This is a genomic window from Methyloferula stellata AR4, from assembly GCF_000385335.1.
Classification (GTDB): domain Bacteria; phylum Pseudomonadota; class Alphaproteobacteria; order Rhizobiales; family Beijerinckiaceae; genus Methyloferula; species Methyloferula stellata.
The window spans coordinates 1,973,714-1,997,234 of sequence record NZ_ARWA01000001.1 but is presented as its reverse complement, the minus strand read 5'-3'; the positions used below and the strand labels follow the sequence as shown (position 1 = coordinate 1,997,234).

Here is a 23,521-nt window from a genome sequence, read left to right as displayed (position 1 = left end):
CCTCAGCGGATTGCGCCAGCGCAACCGATGCCAATTCCGGAAAAGTCTAAATTGGTAATGACAGCGGCGATTTACCGCTTTACAGCCTTGCCAGTGCGATCACATTGGTTTGATGGAATCGCGCGTCGGGCCTGGGATTCCGTCCGAAAGACGTGCTTTTTCCGGTCTATGCTTAGATGTTGATGCAACGCGAGAAATTCAATCGTGGACCTTAACTCAAAACTTCCCCACGTGGTCATTGTCGGCGGCGGATTCGGCGGCCTCGAAGTGGCTAGAGGTCTCAAAGATCTCCCGGTTTGCATCACCTTGACCGACCGGCAAAACCATCATTGCTTTCAGCCCCTGCTTTATCAGGTCGCGACAGCCGTCTTATCGCCGGCCGATATCGCCTGGCCGATCCGCGGCATTCTTCGCGCGCAACCCAATGCCCGCGTGATCATGGCGGAAGTCACCGGCGTCGATACGGCTGCCAAAATCGTCCACACGGATTCGATCGATCTTCCTTACGATTATCTTGTGCTCGCGACCGGCGCGACGCATTCCTATTTCGGCCACGACGAATGGGAGCGGGACGCGCCGGGCCTGAAGCGCATCACCGATGCGACTGAGCTTCGCCGCCGCCTTTTGATCGCTTTCGAAGAAGCCGAGCTGACGGACGATGGCGCCAAGCAGCGCTCGCTTTTGACCTTCGTGATCGTGGGCGCCGGTCCGACCGGCGTCGAGATGGCAGGCGCCATCGCGGAAGTGGCGCTGCAAACCTTGCCGCCCGAATTCCGTGAAGTCGACCCGGCCTCGGCCCGCATCATCTTGATCGAGGCGGGTCCGCGCGTCCTGCCGTCGTTCCCTGAAGATCTCTCGGCCTATACGCAGAAGTCGCTCGAAAAAATGGGCGTCGAGGTCATGACCGGAACCCGCGTGACGAAATGCGATAAGGCCGGCGTCGATATCGAAGGCGGCCGCATCGACGCGCATACGGTCATTTGGGCGGCGGGCGTCGTCGCTTCGCCGGCCGCGAAATGGATTGGTGCGCCGGCCGATTATGCCGGCCGCGTCGAAGTCCTGCCCGATCTCTCCGTGCCGGACCATCCCGATATTTTCGCCGTGGGCGACACGGCGGCCGTCTTCTACAATGGCGGCAAAAGCGTGCCGGGCATCGCCCCCGCGGCGAAGCAAATGGGCAAATATGTCGCCAAGCTGATTGCGAGCCGCCTCAAGAATAAGCCCGCGCCGCCGCCCTTCGCCTATAAGCACCAGGGCGATCTCGCGACGATCGGCCGAAGGATCGCCGTGGTCAAACTGCCGAACCAGAGTTTCGCGCTCAAAGGCTTTATCGGCTGGCTCTTCTGGAGCCTGGCGCACGTCTATTTTCTGATCGGAATCAGAAACCGTTTCGTCGTCGCCTTTACCTGGCTCTGGCAATTCCTGACGCTTCAGCGCAGCGCGCGGATCATCTCGCAAGTGCCGAAATGGTCGAAGTACACGGCGGAAGAGGATACGTAAACGGCATATCCGCAAAGGCTGGCGCGGGTCCTTCTCCCCTTGCGGGAGAAGGTGTCATGCGCAGCATGACGGATGAGGGGTCGCACAATCATTCAGGGGTGACAGCAAAAGACGTCGGCCGTGTGGGCTGGCGATGTCACCCCTCACCCGGTTGGCTCCGCCAACCACCCTCTCCCGCAAGGGGAGAGGGAAGCTTGCGCCTCTAAACCTCGACCACCAGCACATGCACGGTGGGTTTCTTGCCCCACACGTTGCCGACCACGTTGCGGACGGCCTTTTCGATCGCGCTTGAAACAATATCCGCATCGCGGCGCTTCTGACGCGGCAGAGAGTCGAGCGTCTGAAACATAGTCTCGTCGATCAATGCATCGATTGCCGCGCCGCCACGCGTTTTCATCGGCAGGCCAGCGAAGACGACATCCGGCAGCCCGACGAGATCGCCCTTGTCGTTGAGCGCGAGCGCGATCGTGACAATGCCCGCGAAAGCGAGCTTCTGGCGCATGTGGATGCTCTCGTCATCCGATGGCAAAAGCGCGTTGCCATCCTTATAAAGCCGCCCATGCGGCACCTCGTCGATGACGCCCGGCTCGCCGGGCGACAGCAAGACCACATCGCCATTGCGCGCCTTGACGACATGCGGCACGCCGCGCGAGGCAGCAAATCGCGCATGTTCGGCAAGATGGATCTCCTCGCCATGCGCGGGCACCGCGATTGTCGGACGAATCCAATCGTAGAATTGCGCGACCTCGCCGCGGCGCGGGTGGCCGGACGCATGGATGAGCGCCGAGCGGTCGGTGATCACTTCCACATCCTGGCGGATGAAATTATTGATGATCCGGCCGACTTCCCGCTCGTTGCCGGGGATCGTGCGCGACGAGAAAATCACGCGGTCGCCGGGGTTCAAAGCCACCGGATGATCGTTTTCGGAAATGCGGGCGAGTGCCGCGCGCCTCTCGCCCTGGCTGCCCGTCGCAAGCACCACGACCTTGTCCCGCGGCATATGCGGAAAGGCCTCCATCGAGAGGAATTCCGGGATGCCGTCGAGATAGCCGCATTCGCGCGCGACCGTCGCAACGCGATCCATCGAGCGGCCGACCAAAACGACGTCGCGTTCCGCTGCCATGGCGGCGAGCGCCACGGCGCGCATACGCGCCACATTCGACGCGAAGGTCGAGACAACGACGCGGCCCGTCGAAGCGACGATGATCTCGCGCAAGGTTTTCGCAACCTCGCCCTCGGACGGGCTGATGCCCTCGCGCAATATATTGGTGGAATCGCAAATAAGCGCCAAAACGCCTTCATCGCCTATGGCGGAAAGACGCTTGGAATCGGTGACTTTGCCCAGGCCCGGGTCCACATCGATCTTCCAATCGCCCGTGTGCAGGACGGTGCCCGCGGGCGTGCGGATCGCCAGCGCGCAGGCCTCGGGGATGGAATGCGCGACGGGGATGAACTCGATGGAAAAAGGCTCCAGCGAGATTTTCGCGCCTTGCATGACGATATCGATCGGCACTTCCGGCGCGCCCGGCTCCGAAAGCTTTTTCATCTTGAGAAGGCCTGCCGCGAAAGGCGTCGCATAGAGCCTGCATTTGAAGCTCGACCAGAGATCGGCGACGGCGCCGATATGATCCTCATGCGCGTGGGTGATGATGAGCCCCAAAAGGTTCGGCCTGATCTTCTCGACGAAGCGCGTATCCGGCACGATGAGGTCGATGCCTGCCTGCTCGGGACCGGCAAAGCCGATGCCGCAATCGACCATGATCCATTTGCGGCTTTGTTTTGGCCCGAACCCGTAAAGGGCCATGTTCATGCCGATTTCGCCCAGCCCGCCGAGCGGCACGAAGACGAGTTCATCCGCTCCCGCGCTCATCGGTGCTCCTCACGAAAAGGTTGCGGCGCGGCGCTCTGCACACCGGCCAAGGCGCCGATCGGCGGAGCGCTCAAAAACACATCTCCCGCTTCAAGGTTCAGCATCTCACCATCGACATTCAAAATCAGCCGCCCGCTCGCGTCGATCGTCTCGAAAATACCGTCGCGCGGGCCGGACGGCGTCGAAACGGAAATGCGCATACCGATCCCGCCCGCATGGTTCAACCATTCGGCGCGGATCGCATCAAAATTGCGGCCCCGATCCCAAATGCCGAGCCAATGCACGAAACATTCAGACAGGCGCAGCAACACATCTTCGCGATGGCTGAGTAAGGTGCCAATTTCAGCGAGATCCGTCGCAGGATAGAGAGCGGGCGCAGGATGCGAGCAGCAATTGACACCTATGCCGATCACGCAAGCAAACCTGCCGCCCGTCAATTGCGTGCTTTCAAGCAGAATGCCGGCGAGCTTGGCTCCGGCATACAGAATATCGTTCGGCCATTTGATGCAAAGGAGCGGATCGCTTCCGAGGACACCCCGCAACGCGTGGAAAAGCGCGACGCCCGCGACGAAGCCGAGTTCCGGAGCCTTATGGGCCGGCGCCGCGTCGATCAGCAGCAGGCTCGCATAAAGATTGCCGGGCGGCGAAGACCATTGGCGGCCATGGCGGCCCCTGCCCTTTGTCTGTTCATCGGCGACAATCCAAAGGCGGCCTGCATCTCCGGCGGCAGCTATGCTTAAAGCTTCGTCATTGGTCGAGCCAAGCTCTGCATGATGCATCAGGCGATAAGCTTGGGCGAGAGCCGATTTGGCGAGATGCAACGGGTCGAACCACCTTGTGCATGATGTTTGAAAAGCTGCTGACTTTTCGGACAAGATCATGCGTTAAAACAAAGACTTGACGCGCTGCCACCGTTCAACCTGGATGCTTTCGATCCAAGTTCAGAACAAGGATTTGGCTGCCGCCGCGGCGGCCTCCACGAAAGCGGCCGGATAGGCGAATAAGAAGAGCACCAAAATCCCGCAGGCTGCAAGCACGATACGCAAAGATGGTGCCGCACGATCGAAAGTCACCACCGGATCGTCAAAATACATGATCTTGACGATCCGCAGGTAATAATAGGCTGCAACCGTGCTCAAGAGAACGCCGATCACGGCCAGAGGATAAAGCCCAGCCTGGATCGCACTGTTAAACACATACCATTTCGCGAAAAAGCCCGCGAGCGGCGGAATGCCCGCGAGAGAAAACATCATCAATGCGAGAAAAAACGCCATCGGACCATTGGTCCGCGCAAGGCCTGAGAGATCGCTAATCTGCTCCACGCTCTCGCCCTTCACGCGCATCGACAGAATGGCCGCGAAAGTGCCGAGCGTCATGATGAGGTAAATTCCCATATAGCAGAGCACGCCCTGCACGCCTGTCGGTGTGCCCGCTGCGAGGCCGACGAGCGCAAAGCCCATGTGCCCGATGGAGGAATAGGCCATCAGTCGCTTGATGTTCGTCTGCCCGATTGCGGCGAAGGAGCCGATGGCCATGGATAGCAGCGAGATGAAGGTGATGATCTGCTGCCATTGCGTCGTAATGCCCGGGAAGGCGGTGATGACAACGCGGATCGTCACCGCGATCGCCGCCATTTTCGGAGCAGAGGCGAAGAAGGCGGTCACCGGCGTCGGCGCGCCTTCATAGACGTCCGGCGTCCACATATGGAACGGCGCCGTCGACATTTTGAAGGCGAGCCCCGCCATCAGGAAGACGAGGCCGAAAATGACGCCAAGCGAAGCCTTGCCGCCGACCGCGTCCGCAATGCCAGCGAAAGATACGGTGCCCGCGAAACCATAGAGAAGCGAAGCGCCATAGAGCAGCATGCCGGAGGAAAGCGCACCCAAAACGAAATATTTGAGGCCCGCTTCCGAGGCTTTGACATTGTCGCGATGGAAGGCCGCGATGACGTAAAGCGCCAGCGACATCAGCTCAAGACCGAGATAAAGCGCGATGAGCCCCGTCGCCGAGATCAGCATCAGCGCGCCGAGGGTCGAGAGGATGATGAGGATCGGAAACTCGAATTTGTCGATCTTGGCGCGCGCCATATAGTCCTGGCCCATGAACAGCGAGATGAGTGCGCCGAGCAAAGTCAGAATCTTCATGAAGCGGCCGAATGGATCGTCGACGAAGGCGCCGTCGAAGACAACGGCAGTCCCCGTCCTGGTACTGAGCAGGATCGCGAGGATTGCCAACCCGATGAGGCCGACGGCGAGCTCCGTCATCGGGCCATCCGAGTCCCGGCCACGGAACGCGCCGATCAGGATCAGTAAAAGCGCGCCGACGGCGAGGATGATTTCCGGCAAGGCATGCGCGACGGCGAACGGCAGGGCATTCATGGGACTTTTCTCCCCTCACCCTGAGGAGGCTGCATCGCTGGCGATCTATCGCAACAGCGAGATCGCATTGCAGCCGTCTCGAAGGGTTGAGCTGGCGCCTCGTGAAGCTCACCCATCCTTCGAGACGCTTGCTGCGCAAGCTCCTCAGGATGAGGGCTCTGAACTTGTAGAGGCTGGCGACCTTCTGCCGCCGCGGCCTTGACCTTCGTCGATTCGTCGAACGTCTTGATCATGGCTTGCACGGAGGCCGCACTGCTGTCGAGAATGGGCCCCGGGTGAATGCCGTAATAAAGCGTCAGCGCCAGCAATGGCGCGAGCAGCACGATTTCGCGGCCGGACAGGTCGAGTATGTCCTTCAGACTCGGCTTGTCGAGTACGCCGAAAATGATGCGGCGATAGAGAAAGAGCGCATAGGCCGCCGAGAAAATGACGCCCGTCGTGGCGAAAAGCACGACCCAGCTGTTTACCTTGAACGTGCCGATCATGGTCAGAAATTCGCCGATGAATCCGGACGTACCCGGCAGGCCGATATTGGCCATGGTGAAGACCATGAAAGCCACGGCATAAAGCGGCATGCGTTCGGCAAGGCCGCCATAGGCTGAGATTTCGCGCGTGTGCATGCGGTCGTAGACGACGCCGACGCAGAGGAAGAGCGCGCCGGAAACGAGCCCATGCGAGATCATCTGGAAGATGGCGCCTTGCACGCCCTGCTCCGTCATGGCGAAAAGGCCCATTGTGACGAAGCCCATATGCGCGACGGAGGAATAAGCGATGAGCTTCTTCATATCCTCCTGCACCAGCGCGACGAGCGAGGTGTAAATGATCGCGATCACGGACAGCGCGAAAACCAGCGGCGCAAAATAGACCGAGGCGTCGGGGAACATCGGCAGCGAGAAACGGATGAAACCATAACCGCCCATCTTCAGGAGAATGCCGGCAAGAATGACCGAGCCCGCCGTCGGCGCCTCCACATGCGCGTCGGGCAGCCAGGTGTGGACCGGCCACATCGGCATTTTCACCGCGAAGGAGGCGAAGAAGGCAAGCCACAGCCAGGTTTGCATATGGGCTGGGAAATGCGTCTTTAACAGCACGGTCATGTCGGTCGTGCCGGCAAAGCCATACATGGCCATGACGGCGAGCAGCATGAGCAACGAGCCGGCGAGCGTATAGAGGAAGAATTTGAAGCTCGCGTAGACGCGTCTTTTGCCGCCCCAAATGCCGATGATGAGAAACATCGGAATGAGGCCGCCTTCGAAGAAGACATAGAAGAGCAGAAGATCGAGCGCGCAGAAGACCCCGATCATCAAGGTCTCTAGCACCAGAAACGCGATCATATATTCCTTGACGCGATAGGTGATCGACTTCCACGACGCGAGAATGCAGATCGGCATCAGGAAGGTTGTGAGCAGGACGAAGGGCAAGGACATGCCGTCGACGCCAAGCTTGTAGACGAGGCCCGCGCCGAACCAGCTTTTCTCTTCGAGAAGCTGGAAGGCCGATGAGGACGGATCGAATTTGCTCCAGACGATCAGCGACAGAACGAAGGTGATCAGCGTGGTGAACAAAGCTGCATAGCGGGCATTCTGCCGCGTCGGCTCGTCATCGCCTTGCAACGCGAAGATGAAAGCCGCGCCGGCGAGCGGCAGGAAGATAAGCCCGGATAGGAGGCCAAAGCCGAACATCAGCGAATGCCCCCGAAGAGATAATAGGTCATGAGCGCGGCGACGCCGATCAGCATGGCGAAAGCGTAGTGATAGATATAGCCCGTCTGCAATTTCACGACGCGATGCGTGATATCGATGACGCGCGCCGAGACGCCGTCCGGGCCCAGCCCGTCGATGATCGCGCCGTCGCCGCCCTTCCAGAAGAGCCGCCCGAGCCAAAAGGCCGGCCGCACGAAGATCAGGTCATAAAGCTCGTCGAAATACCACTTGTTGAGCAGGAACTTATAGAGAGCCGGATTAGCCGCCGCCCAATTCGCAGCGGTGCCCGGCCTCAAGATATAGACATAGAGTGCGACGAGGAAACCGCCGCACATCATCCAGAACGGCGAATAGGAGACGAAGGCCGGGATCGTATGCATCTCGTGCAGGATGTGATTGTCGGATGCGTAGAAGAGCGCGCCCTTCCAGAAGTCCGCTTGGCCCTCGCCGATGAAGAAGCCGCCGAAGGCAAGCCCCGCGAAGATCGAACCGAAGGCCAGAACCGCAAGCGGGATCAGCATGACCGCAGGCGATTCATGCGGCACGAAGGTGTGCGCGTGACCGTGAGCCTCATCGTGCGCCGCATGTTCGTCATGGTGATCAACGCCGTGATGGTCCCAATGCGCCGGCCCGTAAAAGGTCATGAAGATAAGACGCCAGGAATAAAACGACGTCAGCCCCGCCGCGAAGTCAATGAGCAGGAAGGCATAGAAGGACCCGAAGCGACCGGAGGCGAAGGCGGCTTCGATGATCGCATCTTTCGAAAAGAAACCCGCCGTCAACGGAAAGCCGGTGAGCGCCAAAGTGCCGATCACCATCATCCAGAAGGTGAAAGGAATCTTTTTGGCGAGACCGCCCATCTTACGCATGTCCTGCTCATGATGCATCGCGTTGATGACCGAGCCCGCGCTCAGGAAGAGCAGCGCTTTGAAAAAGGCATGCGTGAAGAGATGGAAAATGCCGAGGTCATAACCGCCGACGCCGAGGCCGACGAACATGTAGCCAAGCTGCGAGCAGGTCGAATAGGCGATGACGCGCTTGATGTCGTTTTGCACGAGACCGACGGTCGCGGCGAAGAAGGCGGTCGTACCGCCGATGATCGTGACAAAGGACAGAGCGACGGGCGCCTGTTCGAAGAGCGGCGACAGACGCGCCACCATGAAAACGCCGGCTGTCACCATGGTCGCGGCATGGATCAGCGCCGAGACGGGCGTCGGGCCCTCCATGGCATCCGGCAGCCAGGTGTGGAGCAGGAATTGCGCCGACTTGCCCATGGCGCCCATGAACAGGAAGAGGCAGGTGATGGTCATCGCATCGACGTCGTGCGAAAAGACATGGATCGTCTTATGCGCGAGACCGGGCGCCGCGGCGAAGATCGGATCGAAGGCGACGGAATTGGTGATATAGAAAACGAGGAAAATGCCGATCGCGAAACCGAAATCGCCAACTCTGTTGACGACGAAGGCCTTGATCGCCGCCGCATTGGCGGAAGGCTTCTGATACCAGAAGCCGATCAAGAGATAAGAGGCGAGGCCGACGCCCTCCCAGCCGAAGAACATCTGCACGAGATTATCGGCCGTCACCAGCATCAGCATGGCGAAGGTGAAGAGCGAGAGATAGGCAAAGAAACGCGGCCGCGCCGGATCTTCGTGCATATAGCCGATCGAATAGAGATGCACGAGCGCGGAGACCGTGTTGACGACGATCAGCATCACCACCGTCAGCGAATCGATCCGTAACGCCCAATCGACCTGCAAAGCACCGACGTTGAACCAAGTGCCGATGACCGGCACGCTCGCGGGAGTCGAGCCGAGCGCCACTTGCGAGAAGGCGATCCACGACAGGAAGGCCGCGCCGAACAAAAAGCTCGTCGTGATAATTTCGGACGCGCGCGCGCCGATCTGGCGGCCGAAAAGGCCTGCGATCAGAAAACCGGCGAGCGGAAGAAAGACGATCGCGAAATACACGTCCCTCACCCTTTCATCATGTTGATGTCCTCAACCGCGATCGAGCCGCGGTTGCGGTAATAGGTGACGAGAATGGCAAGACCGATGGCCGCCTCCGCCGCCGCGACCGTCAGGATGAAAAGCGCGAAGACCTGGCCGGTGAGATCGCTCAAGAAAGCTGAAAAGGCGACGAGGTTGATGTTGACCGAGAGCAGGATCAGCTCGACCGACATCAGGATGATGATGATGTTCTTGCGGTTCAAGATAATGCCGGCGACGCCGAGCGTGAACATGATCGCCGCGACGACGAGATAATGATTGAGTTCAATGGTCATTCTTTGGCCCCCGCCCCATCGTGCTCAAATTCCACGTCCCGAGGCGACCTTGCGCACCTCGATGGCATTCGCCGAGTTGCGCGCGTTCTGGTCCGCGATCACCTGCCGCTTGACGCCTTCCTTATGGCGGAGCGTCAAGACGATCGCGCCGACCATCGCGGTCAACAGAATGAGGCCCGAGGCTTCGAACAAATAGACATATTGCGTATAGATGACGCGCCCGAGCGCCAAAGTATTCGAAACACCGGGCGTAACCTTCGTCGTCGCACTGGCGATCGACGACGGGCCGACCACCCAGGTTCCGACGACAAGAAAAAGTTCGATCATCACGCCGACGCCGATCAACATGCCGACCGGCAGATATTGCAGGAAGCCTTGCTTCAACTCGGCGAAATCCACGTCGAGCATCATGATGACGAAGAGGAATAAAACCGCCACCGCGCCGACATAGACGACGATCAGGATCATCGCCAGGAACTCGGCGCCGAGCATCAGAAAAAGCCCGGCCGCATTGACGAAGGCCAAGATCAAAAACAGAACCGAGTGAACCGGATTGCGCGCCGAGATCACCATGAAAGCCGAGGCGATCATGACGGCCGAAAAGAGATAAAAGAAAAAGACGGCGACCGTCATAGACACTGCCCTTCCACAACACCCCCCTCATCCTGAGGAGGTGCCGAAGGCACCGTCTCGAAGGATGGGCAGAAACGCGAGACTATGGCCCATCCTTCGAGACGCGTCCTTACAGGACGCTCCTCAGGATGAGGGAAGTGCCGGTCCAAATTCATGCGCTCACCTATAGGGCGCATCGAGCGCGATATTGCGGGCAATTTCGCGCTCCCAGCGCGCGCCATTGTCGAGCAATTTATTCTTGTCGTAATAGAGTTCTTCGCGCGTCTCGACCGCGAATTCCGCATTCGGCCCCTCGACGATCGCATCGACCGGACAGGCCTCCTGGCAAAAGCCGCAATAGATGCATTTCACCATGTCGATATCGTAGCGCGTCGTTCGCCGCGTGCCGTCATTGCGGCGCGGCCCCGCCTCGATCGTGATCGCCTGAGCCGGGCAGATCGCCTCGCAGAGCTTGCAGGCGATACAGCGCTCTTCGCCGTTGGGATAACGGCGCAAAGCATGTTCGCCGCGATAACGCGGCGATTGCGGGTTTTTCTCATGCGGATAATTGAGCGTCGCTTTCGGCTTGAAGAAATAACGCATCGACAGCGCGAAGGCGCCGACGAATTCCTTCAGAAACAGAGCTTTGGCAGCTGTATCAAGTCTCATGAACTGACCTTTAATGCGCCATGGCACCGCCCCAGCCGCCAAGCTGCAAGACGCAGGCGACGAGGACGACCATGACAAGAGAGATCGGGAGAAAGACCTTCCAGCCGAGCCGCATCAATTGATCGTAGCGGTACCTCGGAACGAAAGCTTTCACCATGGCGAACATGAAGAAGACAAGCGAAACTTTCAAAACGAACCAGATCACGCCGGGAATCCAGGTAAACGGCGGAAATGGAATGGGAGACAGCCAGCCGCCGAGAAAGAGGATCGTCGTCATGGCGCACATGGTCATGATCGCCACATATTCGGCCAGCATGAACAGCATGTAAGGCGTCGAGGAATATTCGACCATGAAGCCCGCGACAAGCTCGGACTCGGCTTCGACCAGATCGAAGGGCGGCCTGTTCGTCTCCGCCAAGGCCGAAATGAAGAAGATCACGAACATCGGGAACAGAGGCAGCCAATACCAGCCGAAGAGCCCGAGCCTTGTATCTTGCGCGTGCACGATATCGCTGAGGTTCAAGGAGCCCACGCAGAGCAGAACCGTGATGATGACGAAGCCGATCGAGACTTCATAAGACACCATCTGCGCCGCCGAGCGCAGGGCCGACAGGAACGGATATTTCGAATTCGACGCCCAGCCACCCATGATGATGCCATAGACGCCAAGCGACGAGATCGCGAAAATATAAAGGATGCCCACATTGATATTGGCGACGGCCCAGCCGTCGTCGATGGGGATCACGGCCCAGGCGGCGAGCGACAGAAGGCCCATGACAAAGGGCGCCAGCAAAAACACGCCCTTGTTGGAGCCCGCCGGCACGACCGGCTCCTTGAAGACGAATTTGAGCATGTCGGCGAAGCTCTGCCAGATGCCCCAGGGTCCGACGACATTGGGGCCGCGGCGCAATTGCACCGCCGCCCAGATCTTGCGATCCGCGTAAAGAATATAGGCAACGAAGATCAAGAGCGCGACAAGCAGCACGACGCTCTTAATCAGCGCGAGAACGATCGGGTTCGTGAGAAAGGCGACAAGCTGATCCATCATCGCACTCTCACTCCGCCGCCTGCTGCAGGCGGGCCAGCGCCAGCGCCGAGCATTGCGCCATCACCGCGGAGGCCCGCGCGATCGGGTTCGTCAGGAAATAATCGCCGATCGGCGAGACGAAAGGCTCCCTGCCGGGCACTATGCCGCCCGTATCCAGTGCGGAAAGCGCGCCCGCATCGGCCGGCACGATTTGCTCGAGCTTGGCGAAATGCGGATAATCCGCATAAAGCTTTGCCCGCAGGGCTGTCAAAGAATCGAAAGGCAGTTTCGCGCCAAGCACATCGGATAGCGCCCGCAAAATCGCCCAATCCTCACGCGCATCGCCCGGCGGGAAATTGGCGCGATCGGCCAATTGAACGCGGCCTTCCGTATTGACGTAATGGCCCGATTTTTCGGTGTAAGTCGCGCCGGGCAAAATGACATCCGCGCGGGAAGCACCCCGATCCCCATGCGTGCCTTGATAAATCACGAAAGCACCTGGCGCGATGTCGATTTCATCGGCGCCGAGATTGAAGAGAACCTCAACAGCGCCTTGCTTTACCATGGCCGCCGCATCAAGGCCGCTTTCGCCCGGAACGAGGCCGAGGTCGAGCGCGCCCACCCGCGCGGCCGCCGTATGCAGCACACCGAACCCGTTCCAGCCGTCCCTGATCACGCCGAGCGAAGTTGCCGCCTTCAAAGCGAGAGCGAGAATGGCCGCGCCGTCTCCCCGCGCAAGCGCGCCCTGGCCGATGAGGAACATCGGCTTTTCCATCTTGGCCGGCGGATGCTCGGCAAAACTCGCGAGCGTTTCAGGCCCGGCGCCGAGATAGGCGTAATCATAGGTGAGATCGGCCTGCTCGCCGATGACGCCGATCTTGAAGCCGCCCTTGAGCCAGCGCTTGCGGATGCGGGCATTGAGCACGGGCGCTTCGCGGCGCGGATTGGCTCCGATGATCATCAAACCGTCAGATTGATCGATGCCTTGGATCGTCGGATTGAAAATATAGCTGGCGCGGCCCCATTTCGGATGAAGCTTCGCGCCGTCCTGACGACCATCGACGGAGGCCACGCCCAGGCTTTGCATCAAAAGCTTTAAGGCGAACATCTCTTCGACGGCGCAGAGATCGCCGGCGATGGCGCCGATCTTGTCGCGCGCCGTCGCCTTGATTTTCGCGGCGATGGCGGCGAAGGCCTTGGGCCAAGTCGCTTCCCGCAGCTTGCCGTTCTCGCGCACGAAGGGGCGGTCGAGGCGGCTGGTCTTCAAGCCGTCGACGATCTGTCGCGCCTTGTCGGAAATCCATTCTTCGTTCACGGCGTCATTGATGCGCGGCAGAATGCGCATCACTTCGCGCCCACGCGTATCGATGCGAATGGCCGAGCCCTGCGCATCCATCACATCGACCGATTGGGTCTTGGTCAGTTCCCACGGCCGCGCCTTGAAGGAATAGGGCTTCGGCAAAAGCGCGCCGACCGGGCAAAGGTCCGCGACATTGCCTTGCAATTCGGAGCTCATCGCGGTTTCGAGATAGGTCGTAATCTCCATATCCTCGCCGCGGCCGATCGCGCCCATATCGCCCGTGCCCGCGACCTCTGCCGTGAACCTGACGCAACGCGTGCAATGAATGCAGCGGTTCATCGAGGTTTTGACCAGCACGCCTATATATTTGTCCTCGACCGCGCGCTTGTTCTCGGCATAGCGCGAGCTATCGACACCGAAGGCGATCGCCTGATCCTGCAAATCGCATTCGCCGCCCTGATCGCAGATCGGGCAATCGAGCGGATGATTGATGAGAAGAAATTCCATGACGCCTTCGCGCGCCTTTTTCACCATGGGCGATTTGGTGAAAATCACGGGCGGTGCGCCGTCCTGGCCGGGGCGCAGATCGCGCACCGCCATGGCACAGGAGGCCGTGGGCTTCGGCGGGCCGCCCTTCACCTCGACGAGGCACATGCGGCAATTGCCGGCGATCGACAGACGCTCGTGATAGCAAAAGCGCGGGATCTCGACGCCGGCCATCTCGCAAGCCTGCAGAAGCGTATATTCCGGCGGAGCGTCGATCTCGATGTCGTCGACGATGAGCTTGGTCATCGCAAGAAATCCCCTGGAATGAGCCGATATACGCCATCCATGTCAGCGATGCGAATAGGTCTGTTCCGCGCGGCGCTCATTTGCAAGCCTCCAGCGGGGCGCCAGTCTGAGCCGCGAGATCGCGCCTAATCAGATCGAGCTTGTCGGCGATGCGGGCAAGCCGTTCATCGACAAGATCAAGGCGGCTGTTGGTACCGGCCAGCAGAATCTCCGCCTGCGTGCTGGGCGCGCCGATCTCGGCAACGCGCGCCTTGAGATCGGCAAAATCCTTCACGGCCAGATCGAGCTTGCCCTCGATCTGATGCAGCGATTTCAAAATGGGATTATCGGCGTCTTGCGTCATTCCCACCCCTACTCCGCCGCCACGCCGGTGATCACCACCGGCTCGGAATGCGGATTGGCCGCATATTGATCGATGCGCTTTTCGATCTCGCCGCGGAAATGCCGGATCAAGCCCTGGATCGGCCACGCCGCCGCATCGCCCAGAGCGCAGATCGTATGGCCTTCGATCTGCGTCGTGACTTCGAGCAGCATGTCGATCTCGCGCTTCTGCGCGCGGCCTTCCGACATGCGGCTCATGACGCGCCACATCCAACCCGTGCCTTCGCGGCAAGGCGTGCATTGCCCGCAACTCTCATGCTTGTAGAAATAGCTGATCCGGGTGATCGCGCGGACGATATCCGTCGACTTATCCATCACGATCACGGCAGCCGTGCCGAGACCCGATTTGAGATTGCGCAACGTGTCGAAATCCATTGGCGCGTCGGCGATTTCATGCGCCGGCACGAGCGGCACGGACGAGCCACCGGGGATGACGGCCAGAAGATTGTCCCAGCCGCCGCGGATGCCACCGCAATGTTTGTCGATCAATTCGCGGAACGGAATCGACATGGCCTCTTCGACATTGCACGGCTTGTTCACATGGCCGGAAATGCAGAAGAGCTTCGTGCCCGCGTTATTCTTGGCGCCGAAGCTCGCGAACCAGGCTGCGCCGCGTCGCAGAATGGCCGGCGCGACGGCAATCGACTCGACATTATTCACCGTCGTCGGGCAGCCGTAGAGACCCATATTGGCTGGGAACGGCGGCTTCATCCGCGGCATGCCCTTCTTGCCTTCGAGCGATTCGAGCAGCGCCGTTTCCTCGCCGCAAATATAAGCGCCCGCGCCATGGTGGACATAGACGTCGAAAGGCCAGCCGTGGACATTGTCCTTGCCGATGAGCTTGGCCTCATAGGCTTCGTCGACGGCCTGCTGAAGGTGAATGCGCTCCAGAATATATTCGCCGCGCAGATAGATGTAGCAGGCATGCGCCTCCATCGCGACGCAGGCAAGCAGACAGCCCTCGATCAGGAGATGCGGATCATTGCGCATGATCTCGCGGTCCTTGCAGGTGCCGGGCTCGGATTCATCCGCGTTCACGACGAGGTAGGACGGCCGCGCCGGGTCGGCCTTGGGCATGAAGGACCATTTGAGGCCGGTCGGGAAGCCCGCGCCGCCGCGCCCGCGCAGCCCCGAGGCCTTCATCTCGGAGATGATCCAATCCTTGCCCTTGTCGATCAGGCCCTTGGTATTGTCCCAGCCGCCGCGCGCCCGCGCGCCTTTAAGGCCGCGATCGCCGAAGCCGTAGAGATTGGTGAAGATGCGGTCTTTGTCCTCAAGCATCTTAGACCTTGTCCTTCACGCTTTGTGGACCCGAGCGGCCATCGACGCCATAAAGCGAGGTCAGCGATGTGAGCCCGCCAGCGGGCTCCGACGAGACGCGACCAGTCTGCGAGCCCACCGTCACCGGGCGCCCGGCCGCGAGATCGTCGAGCAGCTTCTCGAAATTCTCCGCCGTCAGATCCTCGTAATAATCGTCGTTGATCTGCACCATGGGCGCGTTGCAACAGGCGCCGAGACATTCCACTTCGAGCCAGGAAAAGACCCCGTCGGACGTTACCTGCTGCTGCGGCCCGATGCGTTTTTCGAGGACCGCCTTGATCGCGTCGGCACCGGCGAGCACACAAGGCGTCGTGCCGCAGAATTGAATGTAATATTTCCCGACGGGCGAAAGGTTGAACATCGTGTAGAAGGTCGCAACCTCAAGGACGCGGATGAGCGGCATGCCGAGCATATGCGCGACCGCTTCGATCGCCGGCTTCGGCAGCCAATAATCATTCTGTTTTTGGGCCTGCCAAAGCAAAGTGATCACCGCCGAAGCCTGCCGCCCCGGCGGATATTTGGCGATCTCTTTCTCGCAGAATGCGAGATTGTCGGGCGTGAAAGCGAAGCTTTCCGGCTGGATTTCGGCGAGACGGCGGACGCTCATCGATCGACCTCCCCGAAGACGATATCGAGCGAGCCCAGGATCGCGCTGACATCGGCCAGCATCATCTTGCGGCAGAGGAAATCCATCGCCGACAGATGCGCGAATCCCGGCGCGCGGATCTTGCAGCGATAAGGCTTATCCGTGCCGTCGGAGACGAGATAGACGCCGAATTCGCCCTTGGGCGCCTCGACCGCGGCATAGACCTCGCCGGCAGGCACATGGAAGCCTTCGGTATAGAGCTTGAAATGATGGATGAGCGCTTCCATCGAGCGCTTCATTTCTGCGCGCGACGGCGGAACAACTTTGCCTTGCTTCGAAGCGACGGGTCCCTGCCCGGTCGGCGACATCAGCTTTTCGACGCATTGCTTCATGATCCGGACGGACTGCCGCATTTCCTCCATGCGGATCACCTGACGATCGTAATTATCGCCGTGGAGACCAACGGGAATGTCGAATTCCATCTCTTCATAGCATTCATAGGGCTGGGCCTTGCGCAAATCCCAGGCGGCACCTGAGCCGCGCACCATGACGCCGGAGAAGCCGTGAAGCCAACAATCTTCGAGGCTAATGACGCCGATATCGACATTGCGCTGCTTGAAGATGCGGTTCTCGATGAAAAGGTCCTGCAGATCGTCGCAGACCTTCAGAAAGGGATCGCACCAGGCGCCGATATCTTCGATCAATTGCGGCGGACAATCCCAATGCACGCCGCCGGGCCTGAAATAATTCGCATGCAGCCGCGCGCCCGACGCCCGCTCGTAAAAGACCATGAGCTTTTCGCGTTCCTCGAAACCCCACAGCGGCGGCGTCAGCGCGCCGACATCCAAAGCCTGCGTGGTGAGGTTCAAGAGGTGTGAAAGGATGCGGCCGATCTCGCAAAACAGGACACGCAAAAGCTGGCCGCGGCGCGGCACGTCGAGGCCAAGCAATTTCTCGATGGCGAGGCAGAAGGCATGTTCCTGATTCATCGGCGCGACATAGTCGAGCCGGTCGAAATAAGGCACGTTCTGCAGATAGGTGCGCGCCTCCATCAGCTTTTCGGTGCCGCGATGGAGGAGCCCTATATGCGGATCGACGCGCTCGACGATCTCGCCGTCGAGTTCGAGCACAAGGCGCAGCACGCCATGCGCCGCCGGATGCTGCGGGCCAAAGTTGATGGAAAAATTGCGAACAGCGCTGTCTTCCATGATGATCCTAGTTCGCCGTTGCGCCAGCCAGCTTCGCTTTTTCGGCGACTTTGGCGGTAAACTTGTCCCACACAACGATCATGCGTTGGTGATTTCCTTCGCCAATCAGATCGATGCCGTCGTGCCCCCGCACGTGGAAGCTCACGCGGCGGCCCTCAACGCCGGTGCAAACCGCATCGACGGTTACCGTGAGCCCAGGCGGTGTCGCCGCGACATGATTGAAATCAACGTGCACGCCGAGGCTGCCCTCACCCGCATCGAGATGACCCTTGAGCAGTTCAATGCAGGACCATTCGAAAAGCCCGACCATGAAACCGGTCGCGAAAACATTCGGCATGTCTCGGAAACTCGGCGCTTCCGGATAGAGGCTCGGAACGGTTTTCGTATCGGTGATGGGGAAGATCAATTGATGCGTCAGTCCGGGGCGCAGCGTATCCTTCATTTACTGCCCTCCCCGCCATCGCGCGAGGCCTTTTCGTCGCCGGGAAGCACGTAGCCGATCGCGCCCTCCCATGGCGAAAGGAAATCGAACGAACGGTATTCCTGGTTGAGGCGCACCGGCTCGTAGACGACGCGCTTGCGATCGTCGTCGTAGCGCACCTCGACATAGCCGGTCATCGGGAAATCCTTGCGCAGCGGATGTCCGTCGAAGGCATAATCGGTGAGGATGCGGCGCAGATCCGGATGGCCCGAGAACATCACGCCGAAGAGGTCATAGGCCTCGCGTTCGAACCAATTGGCCGCCGGATAAAGCTCGCTCAGCGAGGGCACGGATGTCGCCTCGTCGGCCAGAACTTTCAGCCGGACGCGGAGATTGTGCTTCGGTGACAGAAGATGCGTCACCACATCGAAGCGCTTTTCACGCACCGGATAGTCGACCGCCGTCAGATCGATGAAGGAGACGAAGAGGCAAGACGCATCGTCGCGCAGAAAGGTCGCGGTCTCGATCAGCCTCTCGGGCGCGACCGTCAAGGTCAGCTCGCCATAGGCCACCAGGATATCCTCGATGGCACCGGGCAAAGCCGCCGCGATCTCTGCGCCGAAATCCTCAAGACTCTTATCCATCGATCCTTCTCGATTCGACTTATTTCTTGAACGCATGATCTTGATCCAAAAAGTCTGCAACTTTTTCGGATCCTGCTCCTCATTCTACGCATGATCTTTGTCCGAAAAGTCCTGCAACTTTTCGGGATCATGCTTTAGCGTTCAATCGTTCCCGTGCGGCGGATCTTCTTTTGCAGAAGAAGAATGCCGTAGACCAAGGCTTCCGCCGAAGGCGGGCAGCCAGGCACGTAAATATCGACCGGCACGATACGATCGCAACCGCGCACGACCGAATAGGAATAGTGGTAATAGCCGCCGCCATTGGCACAGGAGCCCATGGAAATGACATAGCGGGGCTCCGGCATCTGGTCGTAGACCTTGCGGAGCGCCGGCGCCATTTTATTGGTCAAGGTTCCGGCAACGATCATCACGTCGGATTGCCGCGGCGAGCCGCGCGGCGCGAAGCCGAATCGCTCGATATCATAGCGCGGCATGGACGCCTGCATCATTTCGACGGCGCAACAGGCGAGCCCGAAGGTCATCCACATCAGCGAGCCGGTACGCGCCCAGGTGATGAGATCCTCGGTCGAGGTGACGAGGAACCCCTTGTCGGCAAGTTGATCGTTGATCGACAGAAAGAAGGGATCGGCGGGGCCGCCGGCGGTTTGGATCGCCTGATCTAATCCCATTCGAGCGCTCCCTTCTTCCATTCGTAGATGAAGCCGATCGTGAGCACGCCCAAAAAGATCATCATCGACCAGAAGCCGAGCGCCCCGAGCTGGCGGAAGGCCACGGCCCAGGGAAACAAGAAGGCGACTTCCAGATCGAAAATAATGAAGAGAAGCGACACCAGGTAGAAGCGCACGTCGAATTTCATGCGGGCATCGTCGAAGGCGTTGAAGCCGCATTCATAGGCCGATAATTTCTCGGCGTCCGGCGCCTTGAACGCGACGATAAAAGGCGCGATGAGAAGCGCCCCGGAAATGACGCCTCCCACCGCGATGAAAATCACAAGCGGCAAATAATCGTTGAGAAGATCAGGCATTTCGTTCAGGCCTAGCCCCGGCTCTCGGCAAAGATGAGGGCGTCAGAAGATTGATGTCCAATATCTGATGCGCAGCCTTTACCAGAGCGGCTCGACGGCGAACCGTCATCAGATACGGGTTTTGTCTATCACGCATGTTCCCTTTGAGCGGGATATACAATACCGATAATTTTAAAAGCCCGCGGTCTCACGATATCTGCCTGCGGCCTCTTGCCTGCGCGGCCTTATACCGGCTGAAACTCCGATCTTTCGGAACCGGATCTCCGTGCACTGAGAAGCCGATGGGACTGTCTCGATCGCAAGAATTTCCGACCCGTCGAAAAGAAGGCTTCGCAATAGCGAAACCGTCCTAAGCGGCGCGATCCGTATCGCAGAGCTCACGTACGCGCAAGATGCCCCATTTGGCCTGAAAACCGATGTCTGTGGCCAATCGGCCTCTATTTGGGCTCCTCGCGCGACAGTCTAGAGGAGAGTTCGTGACAGCCTCAAGACTGATCCCTAAGCTGTGCGACAAAGGCAAGAAGACTTCTCCAACCTCGACTGCAAAGATCAGCAAAGGAAGATGTCGTCAAAAGCGGCATAAATATAATAAAATGTAGTACGGATGATAAGGCCTATCAGGCGCTCGCTCTGTCGATGTGATCCTTCGAATCGGAAGATTATATCTATATGAATATTGCTCAGATTGCTCGAAGCAGCCTGCAATTGCAGAGCTTCACTTTGAACCTACGCGAAAGAAAAAAAATTTCGGCCTTCAGCCTGAGCTATGCCCAATGGGCGCTCGCCATCGCGCAGGTTTGATCAACGTCCCGTTCTCCCCAGCCAAACGCGGGCATCGCGATTTTGCCGCATGATCTCCGCCGAATAAGCTGCGAGATTCGGGATCATGCTCAAAGGTTCAAAGCAGTTTTAAGCTCCGATGCGGCCGTCTCTCCTCAATCCGCTTTTCGCATCGGCCGCGGGCCTCCCCGGGATCGGCCCCAAGACCGGCAAGCTGTTCGACCGGCTTTTCGAGCGCACATCTGCGGCTGCGCCCGACACGCGTCTCATCGATCTTCTGTTTCATATGCCGCATGCCGTGATCGACAGGCGCCAGCGCGTCAAGATCGCCGATGCCGTCCCAGATCGTATGGTGCTGTTCGAGGCCAGGGTCGCCGAGCATCGGCCGCCGCCGCCACGCTCGAAGGCGCCTTATAAAGTGCTGGTCGAAGACGAGACCGGCGACGTTCTGCTCGTCTTCTTCTTGGCCAATCATCAATGGATCGAAAAAAGCCTGCCCCTTGGCGCGACGCGCTGGATCTCGGGCAAGCTCGAACTTTGGGACGGCTATCGCCAGATCGTCCATCCGGACCGCGTGCTCGATGCCGACGGCCTCGCCAAACTGCCGCCTGTCGAGCCCGTCTATCCGCTGACCGAAGGCCTGCATCTGCGGATGCTCGGCAAAGCGATCGACGCCGCACTGACCAAGGTCCCGGCTCTGCCCGAATGGCATTCCGACTTCGTGACGAAAAGCCCGGATTTTCCGTCTTTCAAAGACGCACTTACCCAGATTCATCGCCCTCCCACGCCGGAAGCCATCGGGCTCGAACAGCCGGCATGGCTACGTCTTGCGCTCGACGAATTATTGGCAAACCAGCTCGCGCTCGTCATGATGCGCACGCATATGCGCCAGACCGCCGGCCGGGCAAACACAGCCAGCGGCGCGCTCGCGGCACAAATCGAAAAGGCCCTGCCCTTCACGCTCACGCGCTCGCAGGTCGAGGCCTTTGCCGAAATCAAAAGCGATCTCGGCGAGGCGAAACGCATGCTGCGGCTGCTGCAAGGCGATGTCGGCTCGGGCAAGACGCTGGTCGCGCTGCTCGCCATGGCAAGTGTGGTCGAAGCGGGCCATCAGGCGGCGCTCATGGCACCGACCGAAATTCTGGCGCGCCAGCATTATGAGACCATCGCCCCGTTCGCCGAGGCCGCAGGGCTTCGCTTGGCGATCCTGACCGGCCGCGACAAAAGCACGGCACGCCAAAAGGTGCTTGCCGCTTTGGCCGAGGGCGAGATCGATATACTCATCGGCACCCACGCCTTGTTCCAAGAGGCCGTCGCCTTTCGCGATCTGGCCCTGGCCGTCGTCGACGAGCAGCACCGTTTCGGCGTGCATCAGCGTTTGGCACTCGGCCGCAAAGGCGAGGCGGTCGATGTTCTCGTCATGACCGCGACGCCGATCCCCCGTACTTTGGTGCTCACTTATTTCGGCGATATGGACGTGTCGGTGCTACGCGACAAGCCCGCCGGCCGGCAGCCGATCGAAACGCGCGCTCTGCCCTTGGACCGGATCGGCGATGTCGTGGCGCGGCTTGCTGCGGCGATTGCTAAAGGCACCCGCGCGTACTGGGTCTGCCCTCTGGTCGAGGAAAGCGAGCTGATCGATGTCGCCGCCGCGCAGGAGCGCTTCGCCACGCTTCAGCGGATCTTCGGCGGCAAGGTCGGCCTTCTGCACGGCAAGATGAAAGGCAAGGACAAGGACGAGACGATGGAAGCCTTCGCCAGCGGCGCAATCCAGATCCTTGTCGCGACCACGGTCATCGAAGTCGGCGTCGATGTGCCGGAGGCAACCATTATCGTGATCGAACATGCCGAGCGCTTCGGCCTTGCGCAATTGCATCAGCTGCGTGGACGTGTCGGGCGCGGAAAGGGCAAGTCGTCCTGCCTGCTTCTCTATAAGACCCCGCTCGGCGAGACCGCCAAAAGCCGCATCGAAATCATGCGCGAGACCGAGGACGGCTTTCGCATCGCGGAGGAAGATTTGCGCCTGCGCGGCGAAGGCGAAGTGCTCGGCACACGCCAATCCGGCACGCCTGGCTTTCGTCTTGCACGGCTTGAGGTGCATGGCGCGCTTCTCACGCTCGCACGGCAGGAGGCGCAGATGATCATGAAGGATAATCCGCGCCTCGAAGGCCCGCGCGGCGAGGCTCTACGCATTTTGCTGCATCTGTTCGAGCGCGACGAGGCGATCAAGCTGCTGAGGGCAGGCTGATCCTCATTAAACGGGATGAATAATGTCCGACACAGAGGTGTTTCTTCAACATGGCTTCGCGGCTTTGAGCCACCTCCTCCAAGAGGAGTATGGCCAGCCGCTTGCGCATTGGGCGCAGATGCCGAAATGGAGCGATGCCGAGAGTCTGCAGATCTCGCGCGCGCTCGCTATTCTGATGAAACAACCCATCGCCGATGCCGCCGAGACCGATGCCGCATCGAACGAGACCGGCGCACGGCGGCGCTGGACGATCAACGATACGAAGATCGCCAGCCCTGAATTTGCGTCGAGCTGGCAATATCATTTGCTCGCCGATATCGAAAATGCCCAAGAGAAAGAAACGGGGCAAATGGCCGTGCCCGCCGACCCGCGCCGCTTCGCGCTCTTTATCTCTTACGAGCGCGGCTATTTCGCCATTCTGGCCGGTCATCTGCTGCGGCTCTTATGCGACCGCGTGAAGCTCCCGGTTTTCGCCGCGCCCGCGCAGCTTTCGCCGGACCAGCCGCCCGCCGATGAAGCCGTGCTCGCAGCCGATCTTTTGCGTCAGGTGCCGGGGCTGGAGCAGGCCAGCGCCACGTTCATCGCTGGCCTCGTCTTTCTCATGTCGAAGCAGGGTGCGCGCGGCTTTGGCGATTGGTGCGACGAGCGCAGCACAGCGCAAAGCGACGAGAGGATGTAGGCAGCTGCGAAACCACTATCGTCCGCCCTCGTCCTTCGAGACGCCCACTTCGTGGGCTCCTCAGGATGAGGGCTTGGCAGCGGAACTGAATGAAGCCC

21 protein-coding genes are annotated in these 23,521 nt (G+C 59.8%); 3 read left to right on the top strand and 18 right to left on the bottom strand.

Annotated elements, in window-relative coordinates:
* The first annotated feature begins 204 nt into the window (after window positions 1-204).
* The gene (locus tag A3OQ_RS0109840; protein WP_040579990.1) at window positions 205-1,500 is read left to right on the top strand and encodes an NAD(P)/FAD-dependent oxidoreductase; all 1,296 of its coding nucleotides are present in this window, start codon (window positions 205-207) and stop codon (window positions 1,498-1,500) included.
* 202 nt (window positions 1,501-1,702) lie between these two features.
* Here A3OQ_RS0109840 and A3OQ_RS0109835 read toward each other — a convergent pair whose 3' ends face one another.
* The 18 genes from A3OQ_RS0109835 to A3OQ_RS0109750 all read right to left on the bottom strand — a co-directional run bounded on the left by A3OQ_RS0109835 (window position 1,703) and on the right by A3OQ_RS0109750 (window position 19,716).
* Window positions 1,703-3,370, bottom strand: a complete 1,668-nt coding sequence (locus A3OQ_RS0109835; protein ID WP_020175216.1) for a ribonuclease J — start codon at window positions 3,368-3,370, stop codon at window positions 1,703-1,705.
* A complete protein-coding gene (locus A3OQ_RS21925; RefSeq protein ID WP_152428382.1) occupies window positions 3,367-4,149 on the bottom strand; it encodes a biotin--[acetyl-CoA-carboxylase] ligase in 783 nt (260 codons plus the stop codon). Before A3OQ_RS21925 ends, A3OQ_RS0109835 begins: the two co-directional genes overlap by 4 nt.
* A 162-nt stretch (window positions 4,150-4,311) precedes the next feature.
* Window positions 4,312-5,748, bottom strand: coding sequence for an NADH-quinone oxidoreductase subunit NuoN (gene nuoN / locus A3OQ_RS0109825; protein WP_020175214.1), 1,437 nt, complete (start codon window positions 5,746-5,748; stop codon window positions 4,312-4,314).
* Window positions 5,745-7,430, bottom strand: a complete 1,686-nt coding sequence (locus A3OQ_RS0109820; RefSeq protein ID WP_020175213.1) for an NADH-quinone oxidoreductase subunit M — start codon at window positions 7,428-7,430, stop codon at window positions 5,745-5,747. The genes nuoN and A3OQ_RS0109820 overlap by 4 nt, the downstream gene beginning before the upstream one ends.
* Window positions 7,430-9,418, bottom strand: a complete 1,989-nt coding sequence (gene nuoL, locus A3OQ_RS0109815; protein ID WP_020175212.1) for an NADH-quinone oxidoreductase subunit L — start codon at window positions 9,416-9,418, stop codon at window positions 7,430-7,432. The genes A3OQ_RS0109820 and nuoL overlap by 1 nt, the downstream gene beginning before the upstream one ends.
* A gap of 5 nt (window positions 9,419-9,423) precedes the next feature.
* Window positions 9,424-9,732, bottom strand: coding sequence for an NADH-quinone oxidoreductase subunit NuoK (gene nuoK, locus A3OQ_RS0109810; RefSeq protein ID WP_020175211.1), 309 nt, complete (start codon window positions 9,730-9,732; stop codon window positions 9,424-9,426).
* A 24-nt stretch (window positions 9,733-9,756) separates the two neighbouring features.
* Window positions 9,757-10,365, bottom strand: coding sequence for an NADH-quinone oxidoreductase subunit J (locus A3OQ_RS0109805; protein ID WP_020175210.1), 609 nt, complete (start codon window positions 10,363-10,365; stop codon window positions 9,757-9,759).
* 159 nt (window positions 10,366-10,524) lie between these two features.
* Entirely contained in the window at window positions 10,525-11,013 is a 489-nt protein-coding gene (gene nuoI, locus A3OQ_RS0109800) for an NADH-quinone oxidoreductase subunit NuoI (protein ID WP_020175209.1), read from the bottom strand.
* 10 nt (window positions 11,014-11,023) lie between these two features.
* Entirely contained in the window at window positions 11,024-12,061 is a 1,038-nt protein-coding gene (gene nuoH / locus A3OQ_RS0109795) for an NADH-quinone oxidoreductase subunit NuoH (RefSeq protein WP_020175208.1), read from the bottom strand.
* A 7-nt stretch (window positions 12,062-12,068) separates the two neighbouring features.
* The gene (nuoG, locus tag A3OQ_RS0109790; RefSeq protein WP_020175207.1) at window positions 12,069-14,132 is read right to left on the bottom strand and encodes an NADH-quinone oxidoreductase subunit NuoG; all 2,064 of its coding nucleotides are present in this window, start codon (window positions 14,130-14,132) and stop codon (window positions 12,069-12,071) included.
* A 76-nt stretch (window positions 14,133-14,208) separates the two neighbouring features.
* On the bottom strand, window positions 14,209-14,475 hold the full coding sequence (locus A3OQ_RS0109785; protein WP_020175206.1) for a hypothetical protein: 267 nt from the start codon (window positions 14,473-14,475) through the stop codon (window positions 14,209-14,211).
* An 8-nt stretch (window positions 14,476-14,483) separates the two neighbouring features.
* The gene (gene nuoF, locus A3OQ_RS0109780; RefSeq protein WP_020175205.1) at window positions 14,484-15,794 is read right to left on the bottom strand and encodes an NADH-quinone oxidoreductase subunit NuoF; all 1,311 of its coding nucleotides are present in this window, start codon (window positions 15,792-15,794) and stop codon (window positions 14,484-14,486) included.
* A gap of 1 nt (window position 15,795) precedes the next feature.
* Entirely contained in the window at window positions 15,796-16,440 is a 645-nt protein-coding gene (nuoE, locus tag A3OQ_RS0109775; protein ID WP_020175204.1) for an NADH-quinone oxidoreductase subunit NuoE, read from the bottom strand.
* Window positions 16,437-17,627: an NADH-quinone oxidoreductase subunit D gene (locus A3OQ_RS0109770; protein ID WP_020175203.1), complete on the bottom strand. Its 1,191-nt coding sequence runs from the start codon at window positions 17,625-17,627 to the stop codon at window positions 16,437-16,439. Before A3OQ_RS0109770 ends, nuoE begins: the two co-directional genes overlap by 4 nt.
* Before the next feature lie 7 nt (window positions 17,628-17,634).
* The gene (locus tag A3OQ_RS0109765; protein ID WP_020175202.1) at window positions 17,635-18,069 is read right to left on the bottom strand and encodes a thioesterase family protein; all 435 of its coding nucleotides are present in this window, start codon (window positions 18,067-18,069) and stop codon (window positions 17,635-17,637) included.
* Window positions 18,066-18,692 carry an NADH-quinone oxidoreductase subunit C gene (locus A3OQ_RS0109760; RefSeq protein ID WP_026595686.1) on the bottom strand — a complete coding sequence of 209 codons (627 nt, stop codon included), beginning with the start codon at window positions 18,690-18,692 and terminating at the stop codon, window positions 18,066-18,068. The genes A3OQ_RS0109765 and A3OQ_RS0109760 overlap by 4 nt, the downstream gene beginning before the upstream one ends.
* A gap of 134 nt (window positions 18,693-18,826) precedes the next feature.
* The gene (locus A3OQ_RS0109755; protein WP_020175200.1) at window positions 18,827-19,360 is read right to left on the bottom strand and encodes a NuoB/complex I 20 kDa subunit family protein; all 534 of its coding nucleotides are present in this window, start codon (window positions 19,358-19,360) and stop codon (window positions 18,827-18,829) included.
* The gene (locus A3OQ_RS0109750; protein WP_020175199.1) at window positions 19,351-19,716 is read right to left on the bottom strand and encodes an NADH-quinone oxidoreductase subunit A; all 366 of its coding nucleotides are present in this window, start codon (window positions 19,714-19,716) and stop codon (window positions 19,351-19,353) included. Before A3OQ_RS0109750 ends, A3OQ_RS0109755 begins: the two co-directional genes overlap by 10 nt.
* A 919-nt stretch (window positions 19,717-20,635) precedes the next feature.
* Between A3OQ_RS0109750 and recG the strand changes: the two genes are divergently transcribed.
* Together recG and A3OQ_RS0109725 are read left to right on the top strand one after the other, a co-directional pair.
* Complete coding sequence (recG, locus tag A3OQ_RS0109730; RefSeq protein WP_020175197.1) at window positions 20,636-22,744, top strand: ATP-dependent DNA helicase RecG; 2,109 nt, start codon at window positions 20,636-20,638, stop codon at window positions 22,742-22,744.
* Between the two features lie 22 nt (window positions 22,745-22,766).
* Complete coding sequence (locus A3OQ_RS0109725) at window positions 22,767-23,423, top strand: hypothetical protein (RefSeq protein WP_020175196.1); 657 nt, start codon at window positions 22,767-22,769, stop codon at window positions 23,421-23,423.
* Window positions 23,424-23,521 lie beyond the last annotated feature (98 nt).